This window comes from Pseudomonas sp. LBUM1679 (assembly GCF_059695565.1).
The window spans coordinates 2,065,448-2,087,765 of record NZ_CP166774.1 but is presented as its reverse complement, the minus strand read 5'-3'; the positions used below and the strand labels follow the sequence as shown (position 1 = coordinate 2,087,765).

The 22,318-nt window shown below is 52.5% G+C and carries 21 protein-coding genes and 3 pseudogenes; 7 read left to right on the top strand and 17 right to left on the bottom strand.

All coding sequences use genetic code 11. From position 1 onward, the window contains the following. Positions 1–2 precede the first annotated feature (2 nt). From ACA062_RS09650 to ACA062_RS09630, 5 genes and pseudogenes are all read right to left on the bottom strand, one after another. Positions 3–1,097: a WD40/YVTN/BNR-like repeat-containing protein gene (locus tag ACA062_RS09650; RefSeq protein ID WP_497456165.1), complete on the bottom strand. Its 1,095-nt coding sequence runs from the start codon at positions 1,095–1,097 to the stop codon at positions 3–5. A gap of 9 nt (positions 1,098–1,106) precedes the next feature. Beyond that, complete coding sequence (locus ACA062_RS09645) at positions 1,107–2,483, bottom strand: DUF1329 domain-containing protein (protein ID WP_497456164.1); 1,377 nt, start codon at positions 2,481–2,483, stop codon at positions 1,107–1,109. A gap of 17 nt (positions 2,484–2,500) precedes the next feature. After that, positions 2,501–4,078: pseudogene (locus ACA062_RS09640) on the bottom strand (DUF1302 domain-containing protein); the annotation flags it as partial. Positions 4,079–4,126: 48 nt separating this feature from the next. Then, a protein-coding gene (locus ACA062_RS09635) for an IS3 family transposase (protein ID WP_497456163.1) occupies positions 4,127–5,346 on the bottom strand; the annotation gives its coding sequence in 2 pieces (ribosomal slippage) (positions 4,127–5,001 and positions 5,001–5,346; 1,221 coding nt in all). Between the two features lie 442 nt (positions 5,347–5,788). Next, positions 5,789–7,030: a thiolase family protein gene (locus ACA062_RS09630; RefSeq protein WP_497456162.1), complete on the bottom strand. Its 1,242-nt coding sequence runs from the start codon at positions 7,028–7,030 to the stop codon at positions 5,789–5,791. Between the two features lie 685 nt (positions 7,031–7,715). Here ACA062_RS09630 and ACA062_RS09625 point away from each other — a divergent pair. Then, positions 7,716–10,046, top strand: a complete 2,331-nt coding sequence (locus tag ACA062_RS09625) for a helix-turn-helix transcriptional regulator (protein ID WP_497456161.1) — start codon at positions 7,716–7,718, stop codon at positions 10,044–10,046. Between the two features lie 399 nt (positions 10,047–10,445). On the opposite strand, the gene ACA062_RS09620 is transcribed toward ACA062_RS09625, so the two are convergent. The 6 genes and pseudogenes from ACA062_RS09620 to ACA062_RS09595 form a co-directional block, all read right to left on the bottom strand. Further along, complete coding sequence (locus ACA062_RS09620; protein ID WP_497456160.1) at positions 10,446–10,850, bottom strand: DUF3597 domain-containing protein; 405 nt, start codon at positions 10,848–10,850, stop codon at positions 10,446–10,448. A 162-nt stretch (positions 10,851–11,012) separates the two neighbouring features. Beyond that, positions 11,013–12,293 carry a translesion error-prone DNA polymerase V subunit UmuC gene (gene umuC / locus ACA062_RS09615; protein ID WP_497456159.1) on the bottom strand — a complete coding sequence of 427 codons (1,281 nt, stop codon included), beginning with the start codon at positions 12,291–12,293 and terminating at the stop codon, positions 11,013–11,015. Further along, positions 12,280–12,708: a LexA family protein gene (locus ACA062_RS09610; RefSeq protein ID WP_497456158.1), complete on the bottom strand. Its 429-nt coding sequence runs from the start codon at positions 12,706–12,708 to the stop codon at positions 12,280–12,282. The genes umuC and ACA062_RS09610 overlap by 14 nt, the downstream gene beginning before the upstream one ends. Before the next feature lie 269 nt (positions 12,709–12,977). Then, positions 12,978–13,256 (bottom strand): aromatic-ring hydroxylase C-terminal domain-containing protein, encoded by a 279-nt coding sequence (locus tag ACA062_RS09605; protein ID WP_497456157.1) that lies wholly within the window; start codon positions 13,254–13,256, stop codon positions 12,978–12,980. Then, positions 13,214–13,576, bottom strand: a pseudogene (locus ACA062_RS09600) (DODA-type extradiol aromatic ring-opening family dioxygenase); the annotation flags it as partial. The gene ACA062_RS09605 and the pseudogene ACA062_RS09600, both read right to left, overlap by 43 nt. A gap of 937 nt (positions 13,577–14,513) precedes the next feature. After that, positions 14,514–15,110, bottom strand: a complete 597-nt coding sequence (locus ACA062_RS09595; protein ID WP_497456156.1) for a hypothetical protein — start codon at positions 15,108–15,110, stop codon at positions 14,514–14,516. 356 nt (positions 15,111–15,466) lie between these two features. On the opposite strand from ACA062_RS09595, the gene ACA062_RS09590 reads away from it, so the two are divergent. Next, positions 15,467–15,553, top strand: a complete 87-nt coding sequence (locus tag ACA062_RS09590) for a type II toxin-antitoxin system CcdA family antitoxin (RefSeq protein WP_497457390.1) — start codon at positions 15,467–15,469, stop codon at positions 15,551–15,553. Positions 15,554–15,704: 151 nt separating this feature from the next. Here ACA062_RS09590 and ACA062_RS09585 read toward each other — a convergent pair whose 3' ends face one another. The 3 genes from ACA062_RS09585 to ACA062_RS09575 all read right to left on the bottom strand — a co-directional run bounded on the left by ACA062_RS09585 (position 15,705) and on the right by ACA062_RS09575 (position 17,714). Beyond that, positions 15,705–16,076: a hypothetical protein gene (locus tag ACA062_RS09585; RefSeq protein WP_497456155.1), complete on the bottom strand. Its 372-nt coding sequence runs from the start codon at positions 16,074–16,076 to the stop codon at positions 15,705–15,707. Between the two features lie 49 nt (positions 16,077–16,125). Then, entirely contained in the window at positions 16,126–16,530 is a 405-nt protein-coding gene (locus ACA062_RS09580; protein WP_497456154.1) for a DUF6957 family protein, read from the bottom strand. A 446-nt stretch (positions 16,531–16,976) separates the two neighbouring features. Continuing rightward, the gene (locus ACA062_RS09575) at positions 16,977–17,714 is read right to left on the bottom strand and encodes a metallophosphoesterase (protein ID WP_497456153.1); all 738 of its coding nucleotides are present in this window, start codon (positions 17,712–17,714) and stop codon (positions 16,977–16,979) included. Between the two features lie 188 nt (positions 17,715–17,902). On the opposite strand from ACA062_RS09575, the gene ACA062_RS09570 reads away from it, so the two are divergent. Both ACA062_RS09570 and ACA062_RS09565 read left to right on the top strand, forming a co-directional pair. Beyond that, positions 17,903–18,367 (top strand): helix-turn-helix domain-containing protein, encoded by a 465-nt coding sequence (locus ACA062_RS09570; protein WP_150817657.1) that lies wholly within the window; start codon positions 17,903–17,905, stop codon positions 18,365–18,367. A 770-nt stretch (positions 18,368–19,137) separates the two neighbouring features. After that, positions 19,138–19,461 (top strand): annotated as a pseudogene (locus tag ACA062_RS09565) (endonuclease); the annotation flags it as partial. Here ACA062_RS09565 and ACA062_RS09560 read toward each other — a convergent pair. Next, positions 19,458–19,826, bottom strand: a complete 369-nt coding sequence (locus ACA062_RS09560; protein WP_497456152.1) for an SPOR domain-containing protein — start codon at positions 19,824–19,826, stop codon at positions 19,458–19,460. The pseudogene ACA062_RS09565 and the gene ACA062_RS09560 overlap by 4 nt on opposite strands. Before the next feature lie 250 nt (positions 19,827–20,076). Between ACA062_RS09560 and csrA the strand changes: the two genes are divergently transcribed. Then, a complete protein-coding gene (gene csrA, locus ACA062_RS09555) occupies positions 20,077–20,268 on the top strand; it encodes a carbon storage regulator CsrA (RefSeq protein WP_008028241.1) in 192 nt (63 codons plus the stop codon). A 59-nt stretch (positions 20,269–20,327) separates the two neighbouring features. Further along, positions 20,328–20,492 (top strand): hypothetical protein, encoded by a 165-nt coding sequence (locus ACA062_RS09550; protein ID WP_497456151.1) that lies wholly within the window; start codon positions 20,328–20,330, stop codon positions 20,490–20,492. On the opposite strand, the gene ACA062_RS09545 is transcribed toward ACA062_RS09550, so the two are convergent. Beyond that, positions 20,489–20,944: a DUF2214 family protein gene (locus tag ACA062_RS09545; protein WP_497456150.1), complete on the bottom strand. Its 456-nt coding sequence runs from the start codon at positions 20,942–20,944 to the stop codon at positions 20,489–20,491. The genes ACA062_RS09550 and ACA062_RS09545 overlap by 4 nt on opposite strands. 215 nt (positions 20,945–21,159) lie before the next feature. Between ACA062_RS09545 and ACA062_RS09540 the strand changes: the two genes are divergently transcribed. Next, the gene (locus ACA062_RS09540; protein ID WP_497456149.1) at positions 21,160–21,912 is read left to right on the top strand and encodes a carbonic anhydrase; all 753 of its coding nucleotides are present in this window, start codon (positions 21,160–21,162) and stop codon (positions 21,910–21,912) included. A gap of 47 nt (positions 21,913–21,959) precedes the next feature. Here the strand turns inward: ACA062_RS09540 and ACA062_RS09535 are convergent, their stop codons facing one another. Beyond that, positions 21,960–22,154, bottom strand: a complete 195-nt coding sequence (locus tag ACA062_RS09535) for a hypothetical protein (protein WP_497456148.1) — start codon at positions 22,152–22,154, stop codon at positions 21,960–21,962. Positions 22,155–22,318: the final 164 nt, after the last annotated feature.

Genomic DNA, 22,318 nt, shown 5'->3' with positions numbered 1-22,318 from the left:
GCCTACTTACTCGACGAATATGAAGGTTCAACAACACTTACGCCAGCTCGCCCTGCGGCAACTAGAGTCCCGTTGTCAAGCTCAACCAAGGCGGATGTATCAGACCCAAGTAATTGGTTAGATGCTTCGAGATGATCTTCTACTACTTGGTAAACACCACCGGATTGATCAACTAAGATCGGAGTGCCACTGCGCATTACAAGCCCGGCAGTGATGCTAATGGGACGTTGCAGCGAAGCATTTTTGAAGGACGCTCCATGATCATCGGAGATATACGTATTACCTCGCAGCCCTGCCACAACAAGCTTCGTATTGGTAAGGGCAACGAAGAAATAACTCCCCTCGTAAGGCCCTTCCACACGATTGAACGTTTTTCCTCTGTCAGTGGAGCGAAGCAGTAATCCTTGCTCGCCCCCAATAACAACCTCGTCATTCAATGACGCAATCGAATAAAGATGCAAATCCCTTGGATTTTCGATATGGGAAGACCATGGCTTCCAATTCTCACCATCCTTACTGCGCATCAGGAGTCCGTAAGCTCCGGCGAGCCAAAGCTCGCCGTCAGCGTCAACAGTTAGATCAAGCCAAGGCTTATCCGGCCCATCTGCTTCCAGCTGGCGGGCTTGTTTCAATGCCCGCAGTGAAAGCTTGTTCTCCGAACCCAACTGTTGTTCGGTTTGATTAGCGAAATCGGTGTACAACTTGATGACATCGTTGCCATCGAGAATCTTCTCCCAATGGGCACCGGCGTCATTTGTTCTCAAGAGCACACCGTTATGGCCTGCAGCGAATCCTCGATGCTCATCGAGAAACCGGACGACAGTGAGCGTAACGCTTACCGGAACGAAGGCTTGATTCCAGGAAGTGCCGCCGTCATCGGAGTAAATGGCCACGCCACGCTCACCGACTGCGATCACTCGATTTCCAGCATTAGCGACTCCCAGCAACCGACTGTCTTTGAATTTCGGCGTCATATACGCGTACCGCTTTATTGGAACAACTACTGCGTTATTGCTCGCAACATCTGCCGAGGCGGTTAAGGAAATAGCCCAAACCGCCAAGAGTACGGGTGTGAGGGAAGCTCGAAATGCTTTCATCTTCTTATCTCAACGAAGTTGGTCGCCAACCATGGCATCAGGTGTAAACACCTCGTTCTTCAAATTGGCGACAGGTTGCAGACCAATTGCGCTCGCCGTTTTATTCACATATGGGCCGGCGTACCAAGCGCCTGTGACAAGGTCGTAGAAGCCATAGGTAATGTGGTCGGTAAGCTCCATTTCGGGATACGTAACAGAAAGCCCGAAGAGCGTTTTCCACAAATTACCATTCGCGTCCCACCGGTCAGCCAGCACAGCAAGCCAAGAATCCTCATCGATGTAGTAACGTCCTTTAGGAGATGTATGTCGCTTGCCAGGTTTAAGCTGTGCATCTACTACCCAAACTCGATGGAGCTCCCACCGAACTGAGTCTGGCTTCAGATAGGAGCGCTCCATCAATGCTTCAGCTGAATCGGACTGCAAAGCTTTGTATGAGTTGTATGGAACCAACAACTCTTTCTTTCCAACAAGCTTCCAATCAAACAACCCAGGCCCGCCGCCAAATACGTTGACTTCATCAAAACTCATCAGCCCAGCAGATTGTGGTGTAGGAGTATCACCGTTCGGATTAGGAAGTTTCCGAACACGTCTTTGTCCAGTGAGATAGACCCAGGTACGAGTTTTAGTATCATCAACGTTAACTTGACCTACGATCGCTTCACCGGCACGAATTGGAGGGCCATCGCTAACAACACGAGTCAGCCAGTACGTTCCATCAAAATTTTCTGCGGAACCACTTTTGTCGTAGTACGGCATTTTGATTTCTTGGCGCCCTTGAACAGCCATTACTTTCTTTCCGTCCGCAGTGACCATCCAGGTCTGCCCATTTAACGTGCGAGTGGCCGTACCTTGGTAGCGAAGAAGGTGGTTCCACATCACCTCTAAACCGGTTTTTGGAATGGGAAACGGTATTCCTCCAAATGCTCCCGATGGAATTTGATAATCGGTACCATCCACCAGCTTCGCTTTCGTGGCATTTGCAAGTGTATTGGCATACACATAGTCAGGAGCGACCGCTGTCCGATGTGTCGGATAAACATCCATACGATAGTCAGGATAGCGCTTAAACATCGCTTTTTGACCGTCGCTTAGGAAGTTGGAGTATTGCTCTATATTTTTTGCGGTAACGCTATAAAGAGGCTTCTCGTTTGCAAAGGGGTCAGATCGCCGTTGGTTAGGCTGATAAGATGGCTGGGGCTTGAGAACTCCGCCTTGCCACGCCGGAATGGTGCCTTCCTTGTTGCCTGATCGCTCACCACCCAAGGGAGTCAATACCGACTTAAGTTGCTGAGCCTCATCAGCACTCACAGCCGCGAAAGACAACCCCGGTACTGAGATAACGAGACACGCGACCGCTGCGCACGATTTAAACGCGTTCAGTTTCATGACGCCTCCAACTAAAATTAGAATGTTCTGCTGAGATAAATGGAAACATAATCCCGATCGCGGAAATATTGATCGTAGTTCCACTGTTGCGTACCGCCTACCCCAACCGTACTGAACAACACCCCTTCACCGCCAAAGTAATGAGTAGCACTTATCCCTGCGTGCCAAGTTCCCAAATAGGTCGCGTTCACACCGATGTTAATAGATCCCGCATCCTCAGGTAACGGAGCAACCCCGACCATATTTCTTGATCCGCTGGGTTGATACGAAACCCCGACCGGAACTTTTATATCGACGCCGGGTAATACCTGATAGTAAATAGGTTCGAATAGCGCTTGCATTTTCCAGCTATCGCGAGTGCCGTTAGGCTCGCATGTTGCACCAGGCATGAAGCTCGGCTGACATCCGCTCAAAGTGTCAGCGTTTTTGGTAACACTCAACACCCGGGTAAAAGCTACTTCACCCAGCAAGTTCGCATCGTTCCAGAAGGCTGTACGGCCTAGGTTGGAACCAAAGGCAGAAACGTTCACGTGGAATGTTCGTCCAACCGCGTACTCTGCCCCATTACCGATGTCGTAAGCATTGGGTGAAAGCAGATCCTGGTTATTGCGAACCGATGTTTCTACAGCAAAGTTGAAAAGCCCAAAGTTTCGGTTTGCACTAACACCAAACACGTTAACGCCACTATGATAATTCTCATAGAACGTCTCGCTAACGGGGTTAATGACAAACGCACTAGATTTACTATTGAATCTTGCCATGTAGATCCCATAGTCTGTGTCACCGGCACTGATGCGCAACGCAAAACCGCCCTGCGCGGAGTTTTTCGCATCCTGCGTTGGAGCTCTAGTAAATGGGCCCTGAGGCGTATAAATCAAATTACCACCACGCTGGAAATCGAGCGGAGAAAAATAACTTCCTGATCCCTGCGACCTATTTTCTAACCAAAAAGGTTGATAAAAGGCGTAAGCAGTAACTGCATCACTTAACTGAAACTGGCCAGATACTTGAGGTACCGGACGAAGTACCTCTTGGAATCTAAGGTTTGGTACTGATACGGCTTTTGCCACATCGATGGGAGACATCGCCCCAGCGATGGCGTTATCGCCAAAAAACAAGCTCTCGCCCCACACCACGCTGTGCTGTCCGATACGAACAGTACCGACACGATCGCCGATTGAGAATTTACTTGATACAAACGCGTCAAGTAATTCTTCATCACCACCGTGGACACGTTTTGTGTATGAAGTGAACTCTTGAGCAGAGGAGACGTGACTAGAGTTAACCGCGCTAGTACCGGGGCCAAAGATTCCCCCTGTATCGTTATCGTTGTGATTGCGATAAATCGAGTCATACCATGCAGCTCCGCTCAAGCGGAAGCCAAGCCCTTGGTAACTGCCTTCAATTTCGCTTAACAGGTCAAACCGATTCGAGATGGGGCCTTTCTTCCTGAAGTTTGTGTCGCCGTCTCCCAAGTTCACGTCGCTGGAAAGTTTCTCGTCAGCATCGTGCAAGCGGTACCCAGCGCTATACTTAAGGGTGTTGTCCCAGCGTAACCTAAGGTCATCAATACCTGTTTCGATCTCAGTTGCTGATGCACTGGTACTGGACTTGCCCCTAAAAAACCGGACACCAACTCCCTGTTAAATTGATGCGGCTGCCAAGCGCCTGAACTCCCTCGGCGAGCGATAGTTCAAGGCGCTGTGCGGATGCTGCTCATTGTAGTGTTCGAAGGCAATAGCCAGGTTACGCAGCGCCGTTTCTCGATCAGGCTTGGGCATGTGCGCCACGTAGTCACGCTTGATCGTCTTCACGAAGCTCTCGGCCATGCCGTTGCTCTGCGGGCTGCGTACCGGTGTCGTCACCGGTTGCAAACCGATCTGCCGGGCAAACAGGCGTGTCTGTTCGGCGGTGTACGCTGAGCCGTTGTCGCTTAGCCATTGCACTGGCGTGGCGGGCAGTTGATCACCAAAGCGCTTTTCCACGCTTTCCAGCATCAAGTCGCGGATATCATCGCCGCTGTATCCGGTCGGGCTCGCGACCCAGCCGATGGCTTCGCGATCACAGCAATCCAGGGCGAAGGTCACGCTCAGTTTAGCGCCGTCCTCGCAACGGAACTCAAAGCCGTCCGAGCACCAACGCGTATCGCTGGTTTCCACCGCAATACGGCCTTCGTGCCGACGCGGCACACCGGGCTGTTTGATGCGGCGCTCAAGCAGCAAGTTGTGATCACGCATCACCCGGTAAACCCGCTTTACGTTGATCGCGGGTAGCAACTGGGTTTCACGGGCACGACGTAGTAATCCCCAGACACGACGGTAGCCATAGCTGGGCAACTCGCTGATCTGGTGTTGGATTTCGACCACCAACTCAGCGTCGTTCACAGGCTTGCTTCGCCGTGCCTTGGGCACCACCGATTGCTTGATTCGAACCGTTAATTGCGAGCGCGCCACACCGAGACATTCGCTGACCAGCTTCACTGGTCGTCCCCCGGCAACAAGGGTGAGTGCGCAATCCATTTTCGCGACCGGGCGATCTCCACGGCCTCTTTGAGGATTTCTGCTTCCATCGTTTTCTTGCCCAGCATCCGTTGCAATTCACGGATCTGCTTGAGCGCATCGCTCAGCTCGGAGGCCGGCACCACCGCTTCACCGGCACTGACCGCCGACAGGCTGCCGTCCTGATACAGCTTGCGCCACAGGAACAGCTGGTTGGCATTGATGCCGTTACGCCGAGCCACCACCGAAACGCTTTGCCCAGGCTCAAGACTCTCGCGAACCATGGCCAGTTTTTGCTCCGGGCTCCAGCGGCGCCGCCGCTGGTGGCCCAAAAGCTCCCCACTCTTATCGTTGCTGCTAGTCATAAACATAACCGTTTGCCTATCCCTTATCGTAAGGGGGAAACGGTGTCCTGTCTTTCATGGGGCTCGTTCAGGTACTCACAATTAATACCATGAGTGTGACCAACTGCGTTTTGGGGCGGAGTAGCACTGAGGAAGAGCTATGCTCTCTTCGCTTCACAGAAATCTCCTTGTGCCGGGTGTCCCGGCCAATCTTGTTTTTATTTTGGTACCAACGCTCTGAAGCGCTGGTGACTTCACGGTAGGGATTTAAGCTTCACGCCACCCCCCCTAAAAAGAGTGGCCTTCCCTCTAAATCCCCCCCATTCAACAAAGTTGGAGGTGTGTAACAGGCCAGAAAAATGCAGTGCGCAAGCTATGAGAATTCTTATTGCTTAATCACAAATAATTCATTTTCGCTGGACTAACGTTCAGCAATAAGGCGCCCGTTTTCCTGTGAATTTGTTTAGCGTGTAAACAAATTGACGGTTACGACGGCCTCCTCGTACCCAATAGATCCCCCTCCATTTTCTTGAAGGGCTACTTTGGCTCCCGTTACCTGGCGAGCACCGGCCTCACCGCGTAGCTGCGTTACCAGTTCATGAATTTGTCCTAGCCCGGTAGCGCCAATTGGGTGCCCTTTCGACTCCAAGCCCCCAGATGTGTTGACAGGGACTCTGCCACCAATTGATAACTCCCCGGCCTCAGCAGCTAAGCCTCCCTCACCCATTGGTACAAGCTGTAGATATTCAACAGCAATGATCTCGCCCATGGCACTTGCGTCATGGACTTCTACAACCGACACATCACTTGGCGAGATACCCGATTGCTCATACGCCGCATTCGCAGCGCGTCTACAAACTGCTTTCTCGAAGGCAGATGGCTCTCGGTTCGTTGCCGTTGCGATTGAGGAGGCGGCGACTCGGATTACGCGACGCTTGTCACCCGAAAGTCGCTTCAATCCGCTTTCTGTACATACCAAGACGGCGGCAGCTCCATCAGACAACGGAGAGCACATAGGTAGTGTCAACGGGTAAGTGATGGGAGGTGCAGCCAACACTTCTTCAATAGTGAAGGCCTGTCTGTACTGAGAAAACGGGTTGTGAACCGAATGGTTATGGTTCTTGGCAGACACCGCAGCAATCTGCCGCTGCGTCGTACCGAAAGTCTTCATCCAGTATCGACATGTGGCGGCGTAGATAGCCATGAACCGACTATAAGGACGTTCAGATTCTGTGCCGGGCGGCACCTCCACACCGTCACCCAATTTTAACAATCGTGAAGCATTCTGCTCCGCTTCCAGAACATCCCACCCGCCTTCGAACAACCCGAGAGCTCGACGTTTATCCTCAATGTTCATTTTCTCAGCGCCGATAGCCAAAGCGATGTCGCATGCACCTGCGCGAAGTGACTGGACGGCCAACTGGAACGCACTGGTGCCCGAGGCACATGCGTTTTCAACGTTCCATATTGGCAATCCGACCAGTCCGATTTTGTTCAAAACTACCTGTCCAGGGATCGCAGTCTGACCCTGCAGGGCACCCTGGGTTACCCCCGAATAAAAAACCTGCTCAATGTCTTTTCGCTCAGCCCCGGCATCACGTAATGCGGCCTCCAGCGCTTCATCCGCCAGCGAATGTAGTGAGCGTTCGATATGGCGACCAAATTGGGTCATACCGACGCCGACAACGTAGATAGTGGAACTCATAGGGAGAAATGCTCCAAGGCAGGGAGATAAGGCGACTGTTTCGCACCACTATCAAAGCGGGGAGAAACTGCGTAGTGGAAAAATCACCAGCGAATCCCGGACACACTACGAGCACCTACCCAACCGTCTCCCCCCCCTTGAAGGGTGGGATGCACGCTAGAATTAAGTGTTACCCCCCCCACCTAGGCATGACGTCTTCACTGCCCCTCACGCTCGTGGTACGTTGAATTCACAATAAGCCCGCATCCGCCTAGGGCCTTCTGCAAACATCGGTACGTCTCCCCTCCTTGTGTAGGCTCAGCCTTCCACTGGACTTGGTGATTCGTTCTTGTGAAGGGGGCGCAGACAGGCTCAGGAACTGGGAGATAAGAAAATTCGCACTCCAAACCTTGATCCTTCTGTCCTGCTGAAATCGACACCTCCGCGCGTGTTTCGAGGATTTCTCGAGCGAGATCGCTTGCAGCTGAGCCGCGTAGAGCTAGGTGGCTCTCAGATCACCGCCCTCTTGGCTCCTACCGGTTATGGAAAAACCGCTCAACTCAACCAATGGCGTAAGGAGATGCTTGCTCGAGGCGGCTTAGCCTTTTGGTATACCCTCGACTCTCGAGACGACCCCCTCAGGCTGGTTCGTGGATTGACTAGCGTTGCACGTGCAAACTCTGGAAAACGCGGGTTCTCAGAATCGTTGACTGAAGCGATTGGCGATTGCGCAGATCCGCAGGAAGCCATCATTACTTGGCTCGCTGAAGTGGCTGGACTATCTGTTGATGTGCTGCTTCTTCTTGATGACGTCGATTCACTGCCAACCAACTCCCGGACAGAGATACTCCCTTACCTGTTGTCACATGCTCCTGCCAACTTACACATCGCGCTGGCTGCACGCCCGAGTGGGGCACTTATGGCATGCGGTGCGTTTAGCGGAGCCAAAGTAACTCGCTTGCACGCTAGTGATCTACGGTTTCGGCTGGAAGAGACCCTGGCAATTTTGAACTCCACATTAGGCATTCAGAGTCAGCTAGATACAGGTGTCACTCTTCATGAGGTAACCGAGGGGTGGCCTATGGGAGTACAGCTAGCAGTTTCTAACCTCTACCGAAATGGGGATCTTCAGGGACTTATTGGATCAGTGACTGGTGATGTCAGGCGATATTTTGTCGACTCGGTCATCGCCTCGCAGCCTGTTGATATCGTTCATCTCCTCGTTCGAATTGCCGACCTGGATATCATTCATCCTGATTTATGTGCCGCGCTGCTCGGTCGCGAGGATATAAAGCCCGCACTGAAAGAGCTACAGAACAACACCCCCCTATTTACACATTCGGAAGGCAGCGAGTGGATGCGATTGCATGCGCTTGCTAGAGACATCCTGAGCGAACGTTTAGCCATGCTGCCCCGCTCAGAACGGGTTATGTTGTCAAAACGTGCCTCCTCTTGGTACGCGACACAAGGTCTGTATGAGGACGCCGCCCAGCAGTCTTTCCTCGCAGGAGATATCGAAGGTGCAATTCTATTAATCGAGAACAATACTTATGAGATGACTATCCACGGTAAAAGTAATGCGGTTCTCTCATGGTATCACCGGCTTCCATCCAAACGACTGGAGGAACATACAGCTTTCTGGGCGCCGGTGGGCTGGGCACTGGCAATGAGCGACCGAAACGCTCAAGCCGAACAATTTGTATCTAAAATTTTAGACCAACAAGGCATTACTGAAACTGAACGCTTTGAGGCACATCTAATACAAGTCACGGCAGCGGCTTTTGCCGACCAACTTGATCGCGTTGAAATTATTCTCAGCCAGTGGCCAACCCCTCCCGATTCCGCACGTCCTGGCAATCTGCCCATATACTGTATCAGCCGCGCATTCGTGGAGCTGTATAACGGTAGTCCTGATAAAGCTCGACAGGAGTTAGCCGTCATAGCTGATCTATCAGAATTGGATGTTTATTCTCCAGTGTCATTTGGTTTACGCGATTATGCCTTAGGTAACAGCTATCTTTGGGAAGGTCGAAATGCAATCGCAGCTCAAACTCTTCAGCCGGCTCTGACCAAGGCAGAGATGAAGCTAGGTCGTCTCAATCCGGTTACCTGCATGTTATCGACATCCTTGGCCACAGCATTGTGGGGCTTAGGACAAAATGAAGAGCCTTGCGCTCTCCTCGCAGGGCGTCTGCCGGTATTAGTGAAATACGGACTCCCTGATTCGATTATCCAAGCTTTCACAACACTTGCCTCAATAGCCGATGAAAATGGACGACAGGATAAAGCTCTGGATCTGTTGGAGGAGCTGGAGACTCTTGGTGAAACGCGAGCGAATCTACGAATGCAAATCGTGGCCTTGGTAGAGCTGACTCGCTTACATGCCCGCCACAGGAGAAAAGAAACAGCATTCAACTTTGCACAAAGACTGAAAGCTGTTAGCGCAAAATCAATCATCAAGATGCCCGCTGCTCACAAAAAATGGGCTGGCCTCATGATGTTGGTGGCTGACTGCTATGCAGCCACTTCGCTGGATAAAACCTCCATCACTCAGGAAAGTATAGACATTACTGAGAAACTGGAAGCTTTTGCAGCGGAGTTGAAGCGAGGAGTCGAAATTATCGAGTCCCGCCTATTACGCTCTAACATCTTGCGAAAATCAGGTAATGACGAAGCCAAATCTATATGGAACGAAACACTAAGTCTCGCGCAGGCCATGGGTATTCACCGCCTTAATCAGGGTGGAATAAAATATAAAACACTAGACGCAACCCAAGCCGGCATTCAGCAACCTGTCTCTCACCAGACGATGTCGACCTCATCATCAAAAGTAAATGCCCTACTCACTTGCAAGGAACAAGAAGTCCTTAACTACCTTTCTAAAAATATGAGTAACAAAGAAATTGCCAGAGCCATGGATATTGGAGAGCAGACAATAAAATGGCATATGAAAAACTTGGTTAGCAAACTTAACGCTGCTGGTCGAAAGCACGCCATTGCCCGAGCCAAACAACTTGGAATCTTAGCGGATGAGTGAAATTTACTCCGCAATGCATGATTACGTCACGCACACCAAGTCATGCGCGATATTGCGCTGACTGACTAACATTTTGACTGGGTAGGGAGATCTTTGACGTTTAGATAGTGCGCTGCTGGATGAGATCCGTCTGATGCCAGTGCGGGCATTACTACAAGCCAGCCGAGCATCGAGTAAGTGACGCCGGCTACGTTGCTAAACGTCGGCTGAGGCGCATCTCTATTCAGCGAAACGACGAGCACGGAATCTTTGGTGCTCCTATATGAGTCGACGCAATGATAGGCAGTGTTTTTTACACGTTTACAGCGTAGGGAGGTGCGTACCGTCGTCCTTAGGTTTATCGACCCACAGAAATACGATATGCACCCGGTGCAAGATTCGTAGCTATGAAAGGCAAACCTAATTCAGCAAATCTGCAGGAACCTTCCCGCCATTTTCCGCCAGCTTCTTCATGACCGCCGAATGGAGCCAGATGTTCATCGCTGCCGAATCGTCAGTGGAACCTGTGTAATGCAACTCTGCAGCGAGTTCTTTACGTGCAGCCAAGCTACTGTCGATGTTCAGCAGTTTAAGCAAATCTACAATCGAAGTGCGCCAATTGAGTTGTCCGCCTTGCTGGCTGGCCAAGGCTTCCAGTTTTGAGGCGACGTCGACTTCGCTGATCGCAGCCGTTGGGGTGGAAGCCGACGTCTGTGGTGTAACGGGGGAAGCACCAGCGGTAGGAGCAGTAGGAGCGGCCTCAGCTGGCGACGCTGCATGTTTACCTATCCCGAGTTTTTCCAATATCGTGCTGAATAAGCTCATGTGAATTCTCCAAGGATTGAATGGCCCACACTCTGTTGAGCACAGGCTACCTATGGATGACTCTCACCGTTCCGCTAAAGTTTTATCCAGCTTCCCAGGTGCCGCGTGACGGACTGGCACGTACCATTTTTGGCCCAAGGCAGTGCTACCGACGCCCACGCATTATTTGCAGTACACCGTCCAAAGCTGATCAACCCGAGTCGTAAAGCTCTGACTCATCATCTCCCTTCGCATCCCCCAATCAGGGTCAATCGGCACACTCGCCAGGCGCATGGTGCCACGCCCCCATCGACTGTTGATCGCATCCAAGACCCCCATCACTTTCTCAGCAGCGACGGGTTGTGAGATGGAAAAAAGGTCATCGGTGTACTCACCTTTCTGACAAAGGCTCAGCAGGAGCACCTCTGCTTTGCTGTACTTGAATCCAGGACGGTAGATCCGATCCACTGCTTCCACCGCCGCCTTTGTCATCAACCGAACGTCGTCAGTCGGATAAGGCAGCTCTACCAAAACCCCATTCGCATATTTTGCTTCCTCGGCGTTGAACATGCCGGTACGAACGCTGATCCTGATCTTTTTACACAATGACTGCTGCGCGCGGAGCTTTTCGGTAGCTCGCATCATGTAAGTGGCCACGGCCTCCTTGATTGGTGCGATCTCTGTGAGGCGCTTGCCAAACATGCGAGAACAACAAATTTCCTGCTTGGGCGGATCAGGCTCATCAAGCTCCAGGCATGACGTGCCCGCCAACTCACGCGCAGTCTTCTCGATTACCACACTGAATTTCTTGCGAAGCGTCCAGGGATCGGTTTTAGAGAGATCCCAAGCTGTCTTGATGCCCATGCCTTCGAGGTGAAGAGTCATCTTGCGTCCGACTCCCCAGACGTCCGAGACCGAGCATTTCTTCAGCACCCAATCGCGCTTGATTTGATCACGCAGATCAACAACACCTCCGGTTTGCACCTGCCATTTTTTGGCCGAATGATTCGCGAGTTTGCTCAAGGTTTTGGTAGCGGCGATACCTACACCGACCGGGATGCCAGTGCTCCGATAAACCTGGGCACGGATCCGTCGACCAAGCGCCTCAAGATCACCAGGCACACCGGCCAAATCCGCGAAGGCTTCATCAATGCTGTAGACCTCAACGGTGGGCACGAGGGACTCGATCACGCTCATCACACGCTGGCTCATGTCGCCATACAACGCGTAGTTCGACGAGAACGCGACGATGCCATGCTGCTTGAGCTTGTGCTTGATCTGAAAATACGGCTCACCCATTTTCACGAATGGCTTGGAGCACGCAGATCGGGCGATAACGCACCCGTCGTTGTTGCTCAGCACTACGATTGGCGTGTTACGGAGATCAGGTCGAAATACACGCTCGCAGGAGGCGTAAAACGAATTGCAATCGATCAGCGCAAAGACGGGGTCAGGCTTTTTCATGGCTGCGCACGCTGTACATCACGACGCCCCAGACCAGCAGCTCTTCTCCATCCATCATGTAACGGGAGGGATATTTGGGATTTTCCGACCTCAGGATGATCTGCCCACACTCCTTCACCAGGCGTTTACAGACCGGCTCGGCATCCACGGCGGCAATGACAATGTGCCCAGACTCGGCCTCGATAGACCTGTCCACAATGGCTAGGTCTCCCGGAAAAATGCCAGCACCCACCATGCTGTCGCCGTCGATACGCACGAGGTACACATGTGGCGCCCGAAGATCCAGGAGCTCGTCCAATGAGACCTTTTGTTCAAGGTGATCCGCCGCTGGCGACGGAAAGCCTGCAGGAACGCGGTAGGAATAGAACGGGAGCTGAACGCCGCTGCTGGATAGCGGCCCTAGGATGGTGACCATAATGCAAATCGCCGAATACTGTATGTTCGTACAGTAAACCGCTGAACCGGGTTTGCGGTCAAATAAAGACTCTTCAAGGGCGACAGGGGGTCGAGATTTGCGGGTGTTTTGTTCAGCTCGAAGGCATGGGTCTTTTGAAGGAGGAGCTGTTTCCGTCAATGTTTGATCGGGTTTGCTGACCTTTCATTAATCGCTGTAACGTTGCGCCTTCGATTACGGTCATCAATCCAAAGGACGGCCATGCCTTAGCACTGCCGTCCCTTAAAAAGTCAGCTCGCTTTATCCAGAATCAGAGCTAAGGCATCACGCAGTTGATCGAGAGCATCGCCGTCATTCCAAACGGCTTCTGTTTGCCGCCAAGCGATGTAGCCATCAGGGCGAACTAGGCTCGAGCCTGCCTCGTGGATTTCGCGGATACGCTGCCAATCAAGGTATGGATCTGCAGATCCTGGCTCACCGGTGACTACCGTCCTCAGGAAGGGAAGATTGAGTTCACGAACGGCCCTACCTGGCCAGATTCGAGCACATCGAGAAAGTAGGTATCCCATTCAGGATTGAGTGGATGAAGCGATTCCTGGTCTTCTACGAAGCGGTGCGCCGCACTTATCACTCGCTGGGTGCGGGCGTCGCGCTCATCAGCAGAGAGATGGCGGCCACTTCCAAGTTACCGATCTTTGAGTAGCGGATTCGCTGTGGCCAACTCGGGTACAGGTGGCTGATGGGATAAGCCGCCTGAGCCCAAGAGCAGAACGCGCTTGTTAGAGGCGCGGGCGAATTTTCCTATTGCTTCCCCTAATGCCCTGACGCGCCTGAAGGTAGGCAGAGGTTTGGCAACGCAGTTGATGAAAATAGGAATCGTCGGATAGCGAACCGCGCAGAAGCCTCGACATCGTTGGCGCCAATGAACAGATAGCTGAGCATGGATTCCTCCTCGAAGGGGCATCAATGAATCAACGGAAATTGCTATCCCCTGCTACCCGTTCGACATACGAGCGAAGGCCGAAATCCATTTTTTGAAGCCGCCCGCTGGGGCAGAAAAATTATGGATCAGCAATAATTATGACTGAGCCATAATTTGGAATAATCCCAAAAGTGCCCTGCGCGCGGACATGAGGGCTTAATCCTGACCGCTTTTCTTGTGCCTCTAGGACAATAATTCAGTCGCTTTTTCGCGTAAGCGGCTAGCCGTGGTCAGATGAATATGCGTGGTTTTATCTCTCACCCAGTGGCGCGGGCCGGATCGGCTGGCTGAAGCGAATATCGGCGGTTTCTTCTGCCGGCCCTACTGGCCGTTCCAACCAGCAAATACGGGCCTTTAACGAATATCGTGGGTTTCATCTCCCGCCCCTAACGAGGGCAAGATCGACTCGTAGCAGCGAATATAAGCGGTTTCATCTCCCGGCCCCGCTGGCCGTTCCGCCCAGCAAATATGGGACTTTGACGAATATCGGGGGTTTTATCTCCCACCCCATGGCGAGGGTCGGATCCGTTCGCGGCAGCGAATATAAGCGGTTTCATCTCCCGGCCCCGCTGGCCGTTCCGCCCAACAAACATGGGACTTTGACGAATATCGGGGGTTTTATCTCCCACCCCATGGCGAGGGTCGGATCCGTTCGCGGCAGCGAATATAAGCGGTTTCATCTCCCGGCCCCGCTGGCCGTTCCGCCCAACAAACATGGGACTTTGACGAATATCGGGGGTTTTATCTCCCACCCCATGGCGAGGGTCGGATCCGTTCGCGGCAGCGAATATAAGCGGTTTCATCTCCCGGCCCCGCTGTAGCCCTGCCCTGAACAAGCATCAGGTCATCTATACGCGTTATCCGGACTCCTGATGAATTGCGCTTCAGGCTTCGTCGCTAAAAACACCGCAGTCCAAAGCTGCTCCGCCAGCCACTGCGCTTCACTCCTGCTGAGACTCCAGACCACCCAGCCAAAACACATTAAGACGTATTGGCCATCAAGTCTGATCTGAAAATCATAGACAGGTTCTTCACCGCGTTTGAATTCCACCTCCGGCTCGGGATCGAGCAGGGCTCCTGCAAGTATGAAATCTCTACCCGTCATCAAAACTTGGAGCAGATCAGATGTTTCCTGTGATCCAAACGGGTCATGGCGCTCAATGAGAGCAGCCCAATGATCATGAGCACTCTGGATATTAGACTTATCCGGTTTTGAGTGATTGTGATCAACCGAGTTGAGTACTGCTTTGATTAGACCGGACGCGATTTCATAAGCTTGCTGTGGCGTGAAGCATGCTTTGAAGTCGTGAAGGGTTACACGTATGAGTCGAGACTGGATAAGTTTGACTGTCGCACGATAATGCTCGTCTGTGCCAGGAAAACTGAAAATTTCAGAGGACTTGAAAGTAAGGCGGGATTTCAACCGGACGTTATCGCTCATAGCACTCTCGAAAAATTGGCTTACTAAATCCAATCGGCCCAGCACCAACGAATCTTTAACAGGTTCAAAAAAAATTATTGAGGACGCCAGCCTGAAGGATGAGCCGAAATTGACCAGGGTCTCCTGAGGTTGAACAAAAAACTACCGAATAGCCGCTTCTTCGCGTAAGCGGCTATCCGTTCGGGCTGGACTGTTGCAATCGGGAGCGGTTTTATTGACCCTATAAAATGGAGTGCTCGCTTAACAGTAAGCTTGATTATCACGGCTGAGCAGACAACACCATGCAGACACAGGAGGTAATTCAATTGGAGCAAGCGGTGCCCGAGGCACTGAGGAGGACACAGTGCTAGCAATGGCTGGCAGAGAACAGCGAAGCCGTTAATGCCTACTACGAAGACGTAGAAACCAATGGCGTTTTCAGCGACGACGTACGGAACTTCTGAAGCCTATCTCTCGCTACGTGGCTGTTTTTCCGCCTGCATCAACGGGCCTCAGACGAATATCAGGAGTTTCATCTCCCACCATCTGGAGCGGGCCGAATCACCTGGCTAATGCGAATCAAGGGTTTTATCTCCTAGGTGCAAGACCGGAGCCCTACTGAATGAACCCTCGGCTACGCTCGCCAGTGTGGAGCAACTTCAGGAAACTTTGCCGTCCGACACCTCGCATGAAACTGCCGATGATGTAATTCCCATCTCGTGCTTCCAGCAACCAGAAACGCCCTTCCTTTCGAATTGACTGAATTTTACCCGTTCGAAGAATGGCGCCATCAGCTTTGCCGAATGCCTCGTTCTTTTCGGAATGCTCGAAAGAAACACCCACACAGGTATCCTCAGCAATGAAAGCATCACTGATAAAAGCAGTAATCGGCACGCTGTATTCACGGTGGCTTGCTCGCACTAAGCGACTCAGCTGAAAGTCACTCACATCCTTACCGTGAAGCTCTACTTCGATTGCATCAGGCATCCGGCCAAATCTCCAAAATGACTCACTATGTGTTTACGGTGTTCAGAGCTCACGCGGGCGACATCGAAAAAGCAGCCCCCACGGTCGCTTCTTTTCGCTGCCCTGGGCCCCAGAGGAGGTAGACGGTGTTCTTGGTTTCAAACATACAGCCGTAGATGAATGACACTCCGAAATTACTGCGCACCCACATTTTGGGTTGAAAGCGACACCTGCTATCCAAGACGACTTCGTGAGCGTACAAGGTCGCTGGTAACAGTCCGAGTATCGTCAATTTTTCCTTTTCCTCGGATGTCACAGTGAGGTCGATCAAGATCCACTGCCGCACCACACAAAACGCTTTGCCAGGAAACAACTTCCCAGCCAGGGAAATCAAGTCTTCTTGGGTGCCATTCCAACCCGAAGCCTCCCCGTCGGTTCCGTAGAGTAGCTGAGCGATTTCATCCAGGGTCACCATAGTGGTATCTCAGGTTCTTTTAGGTTGTGGAACGCTTGTATAGGTCTCCCCCGCCATGGTAACAAATTCGTAGATTGGTGGTTCTTGGTCAGAACTTTGCAATCTGATTTCGGAAAGCGGTTCCATTAGACGTTCATTTTGCCCATTCATCCACGTTGGGGAAATTAGATATACTTTGGTTACAGCAAGAAATTCGGAATCTCCCGAACTGCAAATAGTTTGAACTGATGCCGCGTCACAAACGAGGCGCACGTTTGGCCCCAATGTCCCGTCGAAGAACCCTACCCCCTCTATTAAGAACGAATATTGGTTGTGACTAAGGTCGACTGACTTCCACAGCAGGAGACTCTCATCAGGCATTTTAAATTTGCCTTGCAGTTGACTTTCGCTTGTTCTAAACACTACACACTCCTGGATAACAGACTTTGTTGGCGCGCCGTTGACCTTTAAATCGTCAGCACTAGATCCGATACAAATCCCGTGTCTTCAAACGGGTAGCCACGCGGATTGGAAGCATGTGGAATGCCGTTAATGGATTTGTGATAGCCGACATGCGTGTGACCGTGAACCCATAGGTCTATATCGAATTCTGCAAATTCTTTCCAATCATTGACGTAAGCTGCAGCTAGATGCCCCATTTCATATTTAATCCCGGGGGCACACTCAGGTGATGGCGCATGATGCGTTACGACTACTGTCTTCCCTTGATACTTTGTGGACAATTGCGATAGCAACCATTGTTTCGCAAAATGCGACTTCTGCTGGAGGTCTATTGGCCTTATCCGGTGATATTGATTTCCTGTTCTAATTTGTTTGTAGTCATTCATGGAAATCTGAGCGGCAAGCATCGCACTGGTGGCGTTGTCTGTTGAGTAAAAATCAGTCCAACCCGTAGTGCCAAGAAACCGTACTCCATTGATGACGACTTGCTCGTTTTCTAAAACGTGAACATGCGAGAGCGCCTTGGCACGCATTTTTTGGAGTGTGCGATCAAGATGGCCTTTGTAGTATTCGTGGTTTCCGCCGACGTAGATTACGGGGCAGTGGAAGGTTTTGTTGGCCCATTCCACACCGCGAGTTCCTGTATCAATGTCACCGGCTAAAATCACCACATCAACGTCTAAGCACGGTGGATAGAATAGAGAAAATTCGTTATGAATATCTGATAGAGCTTGAATCCTCATTTCTTCCCTTCAGACTGATATGTCTGTCAATTTATAGTCATTGTTAGTACGTTGCCTCACCTGCAGCCCACTGCACATCACGCTCTCAGTGAGTGTGAATGTCGTGAACCGCAAATTAGCTACGTACAATATATAGGGTGGCAGCTAATCAATCAACATGGCCTGATCCTCATTTTTGAGGGTCTTCAATGTCGCTGAGTCAGGCATTCGCGAAAGCGCTACGGGCTGCGCGTAGGGCCAAGGAGCTTCGCCAGGATGATCTCGCTAATGTAACCAGCCGAAGTTACTTAGCCTTGCTGGAGAGCGGTCGTTCTGGTGTGACGCTGGAGAAGCTTGACCAGATTGCTACAGCCTTAAGGGTTGATCCTTTAGCGATATTCGCCATGGCAATTTGCAGCCGGAACGACGAGCCAATGGATGTAACGCTCTCGCGCCTGATCTCCGAAATTCAGTACCTTACCGAAGTCGGCGCTATTGATGAGCTACGAGAGGAAACGGCCACCCCAAGGCTGTCTCCTACAGAGAAAGGCCTGATAATGACCACCAAAGTCCACTCATTACGCGAGGAAGGACTTACCCAGAAAGAGATCGCTGATGAATTAGGTATCTCTACGGCTACCGTTCATAAGCATTGGCACAGACGGATCGACTGATCTGCGCAATCGCGGCATACCGTCCTGCTTTGGGGGAGTCAGGATGTTGCTTCGCAACGCGTACGCAGCGGTGCTACAGGTATTAAGGGCTCGGCTGGGTCTCTCACAGCACGACATCGCTCTGAGCGTCACGCAATCGCATGTTAGCCAGCTCGAAGCCGTCAAAACGTCGGCGACCTTGGAAGAGAGCCAGGAGCTCGCCGGAGCCATGCGTTTGCATCCAATCTCCTTCCTATCACTTGTACATGCAGCCCAAGACCAAAAAACAGCTCGGGAGGTTCTGCACTTAGCTCTGGAAGAGTTGGACGCATGGGTCTACTGGACGCGTCTCTCCCCTTTCAGCCCGAAAAGCTGCCCTATCCGCAGACAGTGGCAGCGGAGAAAAAATGGGACGCAGTCCAAGAGCTGAAGAAAGAAGGACGTAGCCAGGCTGAGGTCGTACGGATTTTGAGGCTGCCTAAATCCACGGTCGGGCGGCTTTGGCACAGGAACAAGTGAAGAGGAGAATAGCACCATTGAGCGCTAGCATTCGGTTAGCGCATCGTTAAATCCCGGCAGCTCAGTCCTAACAGGACAAGAAAAATATTATCGCGAGACAAGCGTGTAACGTTAGTCAACTAGGGCCGTTCGTCGGCCAGTTTTTGCCGCTGTCAATGTTGACAAGCTTTTCAGAACGTTAAGGGTGGCTTACAGCTTTATAACTAATTGATCGTGTTGGATTTTTTAGAAAAACACATGACTGTCAACAAAAAGACACCCTAGATAACATTATGAACGGCGATCGCAGCAATTTCAGTTTCGGCTGGCTGCCGGTGCAAACCGGTCAATACGGTTCGTGCCTGACCCAGGTCGACTTCAAGGCGAAGAAGGTCATGCCCCGCCCTTCCATTCGCGGCATGATCGCCCGGACGTACTTCTACATGAGCAAGCAGTACGGTTTGCGCCTGTCGAAACAGGACCGGCAACTGTACGAAGCCTGGAACAAAACCTATCCGGTCGAGGCCTGGGAACGTCAGCGCAACCAGAGCGTGGGCTGCGTGATGGGGCGCGGCAACGAGTTTGTCGGCCCGATCGACATGAAGGCTTGCGGTTAAGCGTTCGGCGCTGTGTGTTCGACGACCAGCAATTCGATGTTCTGTTTTTTCGCCCGGGTGAGCGCCGCGGCCACTTCGGCCTGTTTGGCCTCGGCCTCGGCTCTGGAATTGAATGGCCCGAGCAGAATCCGCGTCTTGCCATTTTCCTTGACGACACTGGATACGAAACTATGCTCGATCAGCCAGCCGCTGAGGTCGCTGACGGCCTGGGTTATTTCGCCTCGCACCTCGAGATCCCACTGGGGTGCAGAGGCCGCCACCGGTGCGGTCGCCGCTGTTGTCTGCGGCTTTGGCACGTCAGGGCGCTTGCCCTCACCGCATCCCGCCAGTGCCAGTACCGCGATTACCAAGACCATTTTGCGCACAACGCTTCCCTCTGGATGCCTAAAGCGCAGATTTTAGCATCCATGAATACTTCCCGAGTGCCGCAAAATCGACTCAAAACAACGAGAATCATGGTTGCGGCCTCTGTATAGTTACACCTTGGGAATTAATGCAGCATCTGCGCGTCAGAAAGAGGCACCCAAACCGTGAGACTTCGCACTAATCTATATAGACCACCGACCTCTGCACTGTCCGAATCAGGTGCCCCACAAAGCAATCAAGGAGAAGACCATGCTGATACTCACCCGCAAAGTCGGTGAAAGCATAAATATTGGTGATGACATTACGATCACCATCCTGGGCGTTAGCGGCCAGCAAGTCAGGATCGGCATCAACGCTCCGAAAGACGTTGCCGTGCACCGCGAAGAAATTTATCAGCGTATCCAGGCTGGCCTGACCGCCCCGGACAAGCCGCAGTCCTGAATACTGCTGTAGTCGGTAGCCAGCCCGTTCACCCCGGAACCATGGCTGGCTAGAGATTCATGCCTCGCATCGCCTTTCATTTCTCACCCCCCTGCTCGATGACCATGGCACTTACGGGCGATGCAGTCGAGAACGTGAAGCCGATCCTGCTTGCCAAGCTTCACGCCCTGAATGCCAGACGCCTCGGGCTCACCCCGAACAAGCGCGCCTTGGCGTACGACTAACCAAAAGTCACGCCCCGCGCCATGCCCGTGGCCGCGACCACCATCAGCAACACCAGCATCGCTTCGATATGACTGATCCGTGCAAACAGCTGCGCACGGCCGGTATCGATCGCCGCGCCTCGCGCCCGTGCCCTCCGCCATTTGATCAGCGTCACCATCGGTGCGATTTCCAGCAACAGAATAAGCACGAAAAGTGTCATTTTGAGGTGGAACAACGGCTGGTGAAGATAATAATCAGCGCCCTTCTCGTACCCGCCAAAGGCTCGCATCCCACCGGTGACCAACAGCATGGCGGCCGAGAGGCCCCACAGATTGTCCGCGATCAATACACTGCGAGCTTCCCCGGCCCCGGCAACCAGGCGTCGAAGCGCCGTGCCACGAGTGAGCACCGCCCAGAAGCCCAGGGCAAACGCCAAGAGATGAACTGCCGCCAGAACCCAGTGAGCCAGCATCGAAGTACTCCTGTCAGGACGAAATGAATCAGCTTTTCAGTAGTAGCGCATGTAATGAGGGCGTGCATCGCGCAGCAAAATCATCAAACACTCAAAGCGTCAATCGGCAGGCGGATCGCGGCTAGACTCCACCCCACAAGCGCTGACAGCTCGTCGCTGCACCAGTTCTTGATGCGAAGTCGTTCCCACCCCAACTGACCCGAGTACACAAGATCATGTGTGAATCATGTGATTCAAACGCTATGCAAATCGCGAGTGGTCGTCGTAGGTTTCTTCGGCTTGCCGGTCTGGGCGCAGGCGCCCTGCTACTGGCCGGCGCACTGCCCGACAAGATCGCCCGGGCTGCCGAGAAAACCGCCCCTCCTCCAAAACCGCAAAACTCGATCAGCCCCGACAATGCCCTGAAAAGACTGATGGAAGGCAATCAACGTTATGTTGCCGGCGATTCCAAGACCCACGATTTCAAGGATGAGCGAGAAGCCCTGGTTTCCGGCCAGAACCCGTTCGTGGCGGTATTGGGTTGCTCCGACTCGCGCATTGCCCCCGAGTACGCGTTCGACACCGCTCGAGGCGATCTTTTCGCCATACGTGTCGCGGGCAACTTCGTCACGGACGAGGGTTTGGCCAGCCTCGAATACGCCGTCGCGGTGCTCGGCGCCCCCTTGATCCTCGTGCTCGGGCACGAAAGCTGCGGCGCCATCGATGCAGGCATCAAAGCCGTCAAGGATCGCACCGTGTTCCCTGGCCATATTCCGAAACTGACTGACGCACTCAAGCCCTCCATCGAGAAAGTGCTCAGTCAACCCGGGAGCCTTATGGAAAACGCCACCGAGCAAAACGTCAAAGACTCGGTGGAGCGCCTGAAACATGCCTCGCCCTTGCTGACCGATGCCTTGGGCAAGGGCACGTTGAAGATAGTGGGCGGCGTCTATCGCCTGGCGAGTGGCACCGTAGACTTGATCACCTGAGTCGACACGCCGGACGCAAAGAGCCCAGCGCGATGGCTGGGCTCCGGTTATTTTCGGTTTTCCATCATCTTGTCGGCGAGGGCTTTGGCCCTTTCAATCAACAGGTTCTGCCTGTCCTCGTGCGTAGCCCCTCCGACAACGGGTGCCGTCAGGTTGCTTTCCGCAATCAACGCAGCGCAGAAGTACTGATCCCAGACAGATCGGGTATCAGCGGCCTGTTTGTTCGTTTGATCGGCGATCATATGCGGCTCCTTTTGATGAGGTAGCCCGGCTAGTTTACGCCCGAATTGCCGACAACCCGTGTTCCTGAACAAGAATCCGACCGATAAAAAAGGCCGGCTTCGATAGCTTGATGAGCGTCAATTACGCAAGGCTGATGAATGATCGGTTTACCGCTCACTCTCCG

Bases quoted from the DNA above. Each gene is read 5' to 3' on its own strand.
- csrA (WP_008028241.1), top strand. From the start codon at position 20,077: ATGCTGATACTCACCCGCAAAGTCGGTGAAAGCATAAATATTGGTGAT.
- ACA062_RS09550 (WP_497456151.1), top strand. From the start codon at position 20,328: ATGCCTCGCATCGCCTTTCATTTCTCACCCCCCTGCTCGATGACCATG.
- ACA062_RS09540 (WP_497456149.1), top strand. From the start codon at position 21,160: ATGTGTGAATCATGTGATTCAAACGCTATGCAAATCGCGAGTGGTCGT.
- ACA062_RS09620 (WP_497456160.1), bottom strand. From the start codon at position 10,850: ATGAGCTTATTCAGCACGATATTGGAAAAACTCGGGATAGGTAAACAT.
- ACA062_RS09650 (WP_497456165.1), bottom strand. From the start codon at position 1,097: ATGAAAGCATTTCGAGCTTCCCTCACACCCGTACTCTTGGCGGTTTGG.
- ACA062_RS09605 (WP_497456157.1), bottom strand. From the start codon at position 13,256: ATGGGATACCTACTTTCTCGATGTGCTCGAATCTGGCCAGGTAGGGCC.
- ACA062_RS09570 (WP_150817657.1), top strand. From the start codon at position 17,903: ATGTCGCTGAGTCAGGCATTCGCGAAAGCGCTACGGGCTGCGCGTAGG.
- ACA062_RS09630 (WP_497456162.1), bottom strand. From the start codon at position 7,030: ATGAGTTCCACTATCTACGTTGTCGGCGTCGGTATGACCCAATTTGGT.
- ACA062_RS09535 (WP_497456148.1), bottom strand. From the start codon at position 22,154: ATGATCGCCGATCAAACGAACAAACAGGCCGCTGATACCCGATCTGTC.
- ACA062_RS09580 (WP_497456154.1), bottom strand. From the start codon at position 16,530: ATGGTGACCCTGGATGAAATCGCTCAGCTACTCTACGGAACCGACGGG.
- ACA062_RS09585 (WP_497456155.1), bottom strand. From the start codon at position 16,076: ATGCCTGATGCAATCGAAGTAGAGCTTCACGGTAAGGATGTGAGTGAC.
- ACA062_RS09595 (WP_497456156.1), bottom strand. From the start codon at position 15,110: ATGAGCGATAACGTCCGGTTGAAATCCCGCCTTACTTTCAAGTCCTCT.
- ACA062_RS09645 (WP_497456164.1), bottom strand. From the start codon at position 2,483: ATGAAACTGAACGCGTTTAAATCGTGCGCAGCGGTCGCGTGTCTCGTT.
- ACA062_RS09610 (WP_497456158.1), bottom strand. From the start codon at position 12,708: ATGGTCACCATCCTAGGGCCGCTATCCAGCAGCGGCGTTCAGCTCCCG.
- ACA062_RS09575 (WP_497456153.1), bottom strand. From the start codon at position 17,714: ATGAGGATTCAAGCTCTATCAGATATTCATAACGAATTTTCTCTATTC.
- ACA062_RS09545 (WP_497456150.1), bottom strand. From the start codon at position 20,944: ATGCTGGCTCACTGGGTTCTGGCGGCAGTTCATCTCTTGGCGTTTGCC.
- umuC (WP_497456159.1), bottom strand. From the start codon at position 12,293: ATGAAAAAGCCTGACCCCGTCTTTGCGCTGATCGATTGCAATTCGTTT.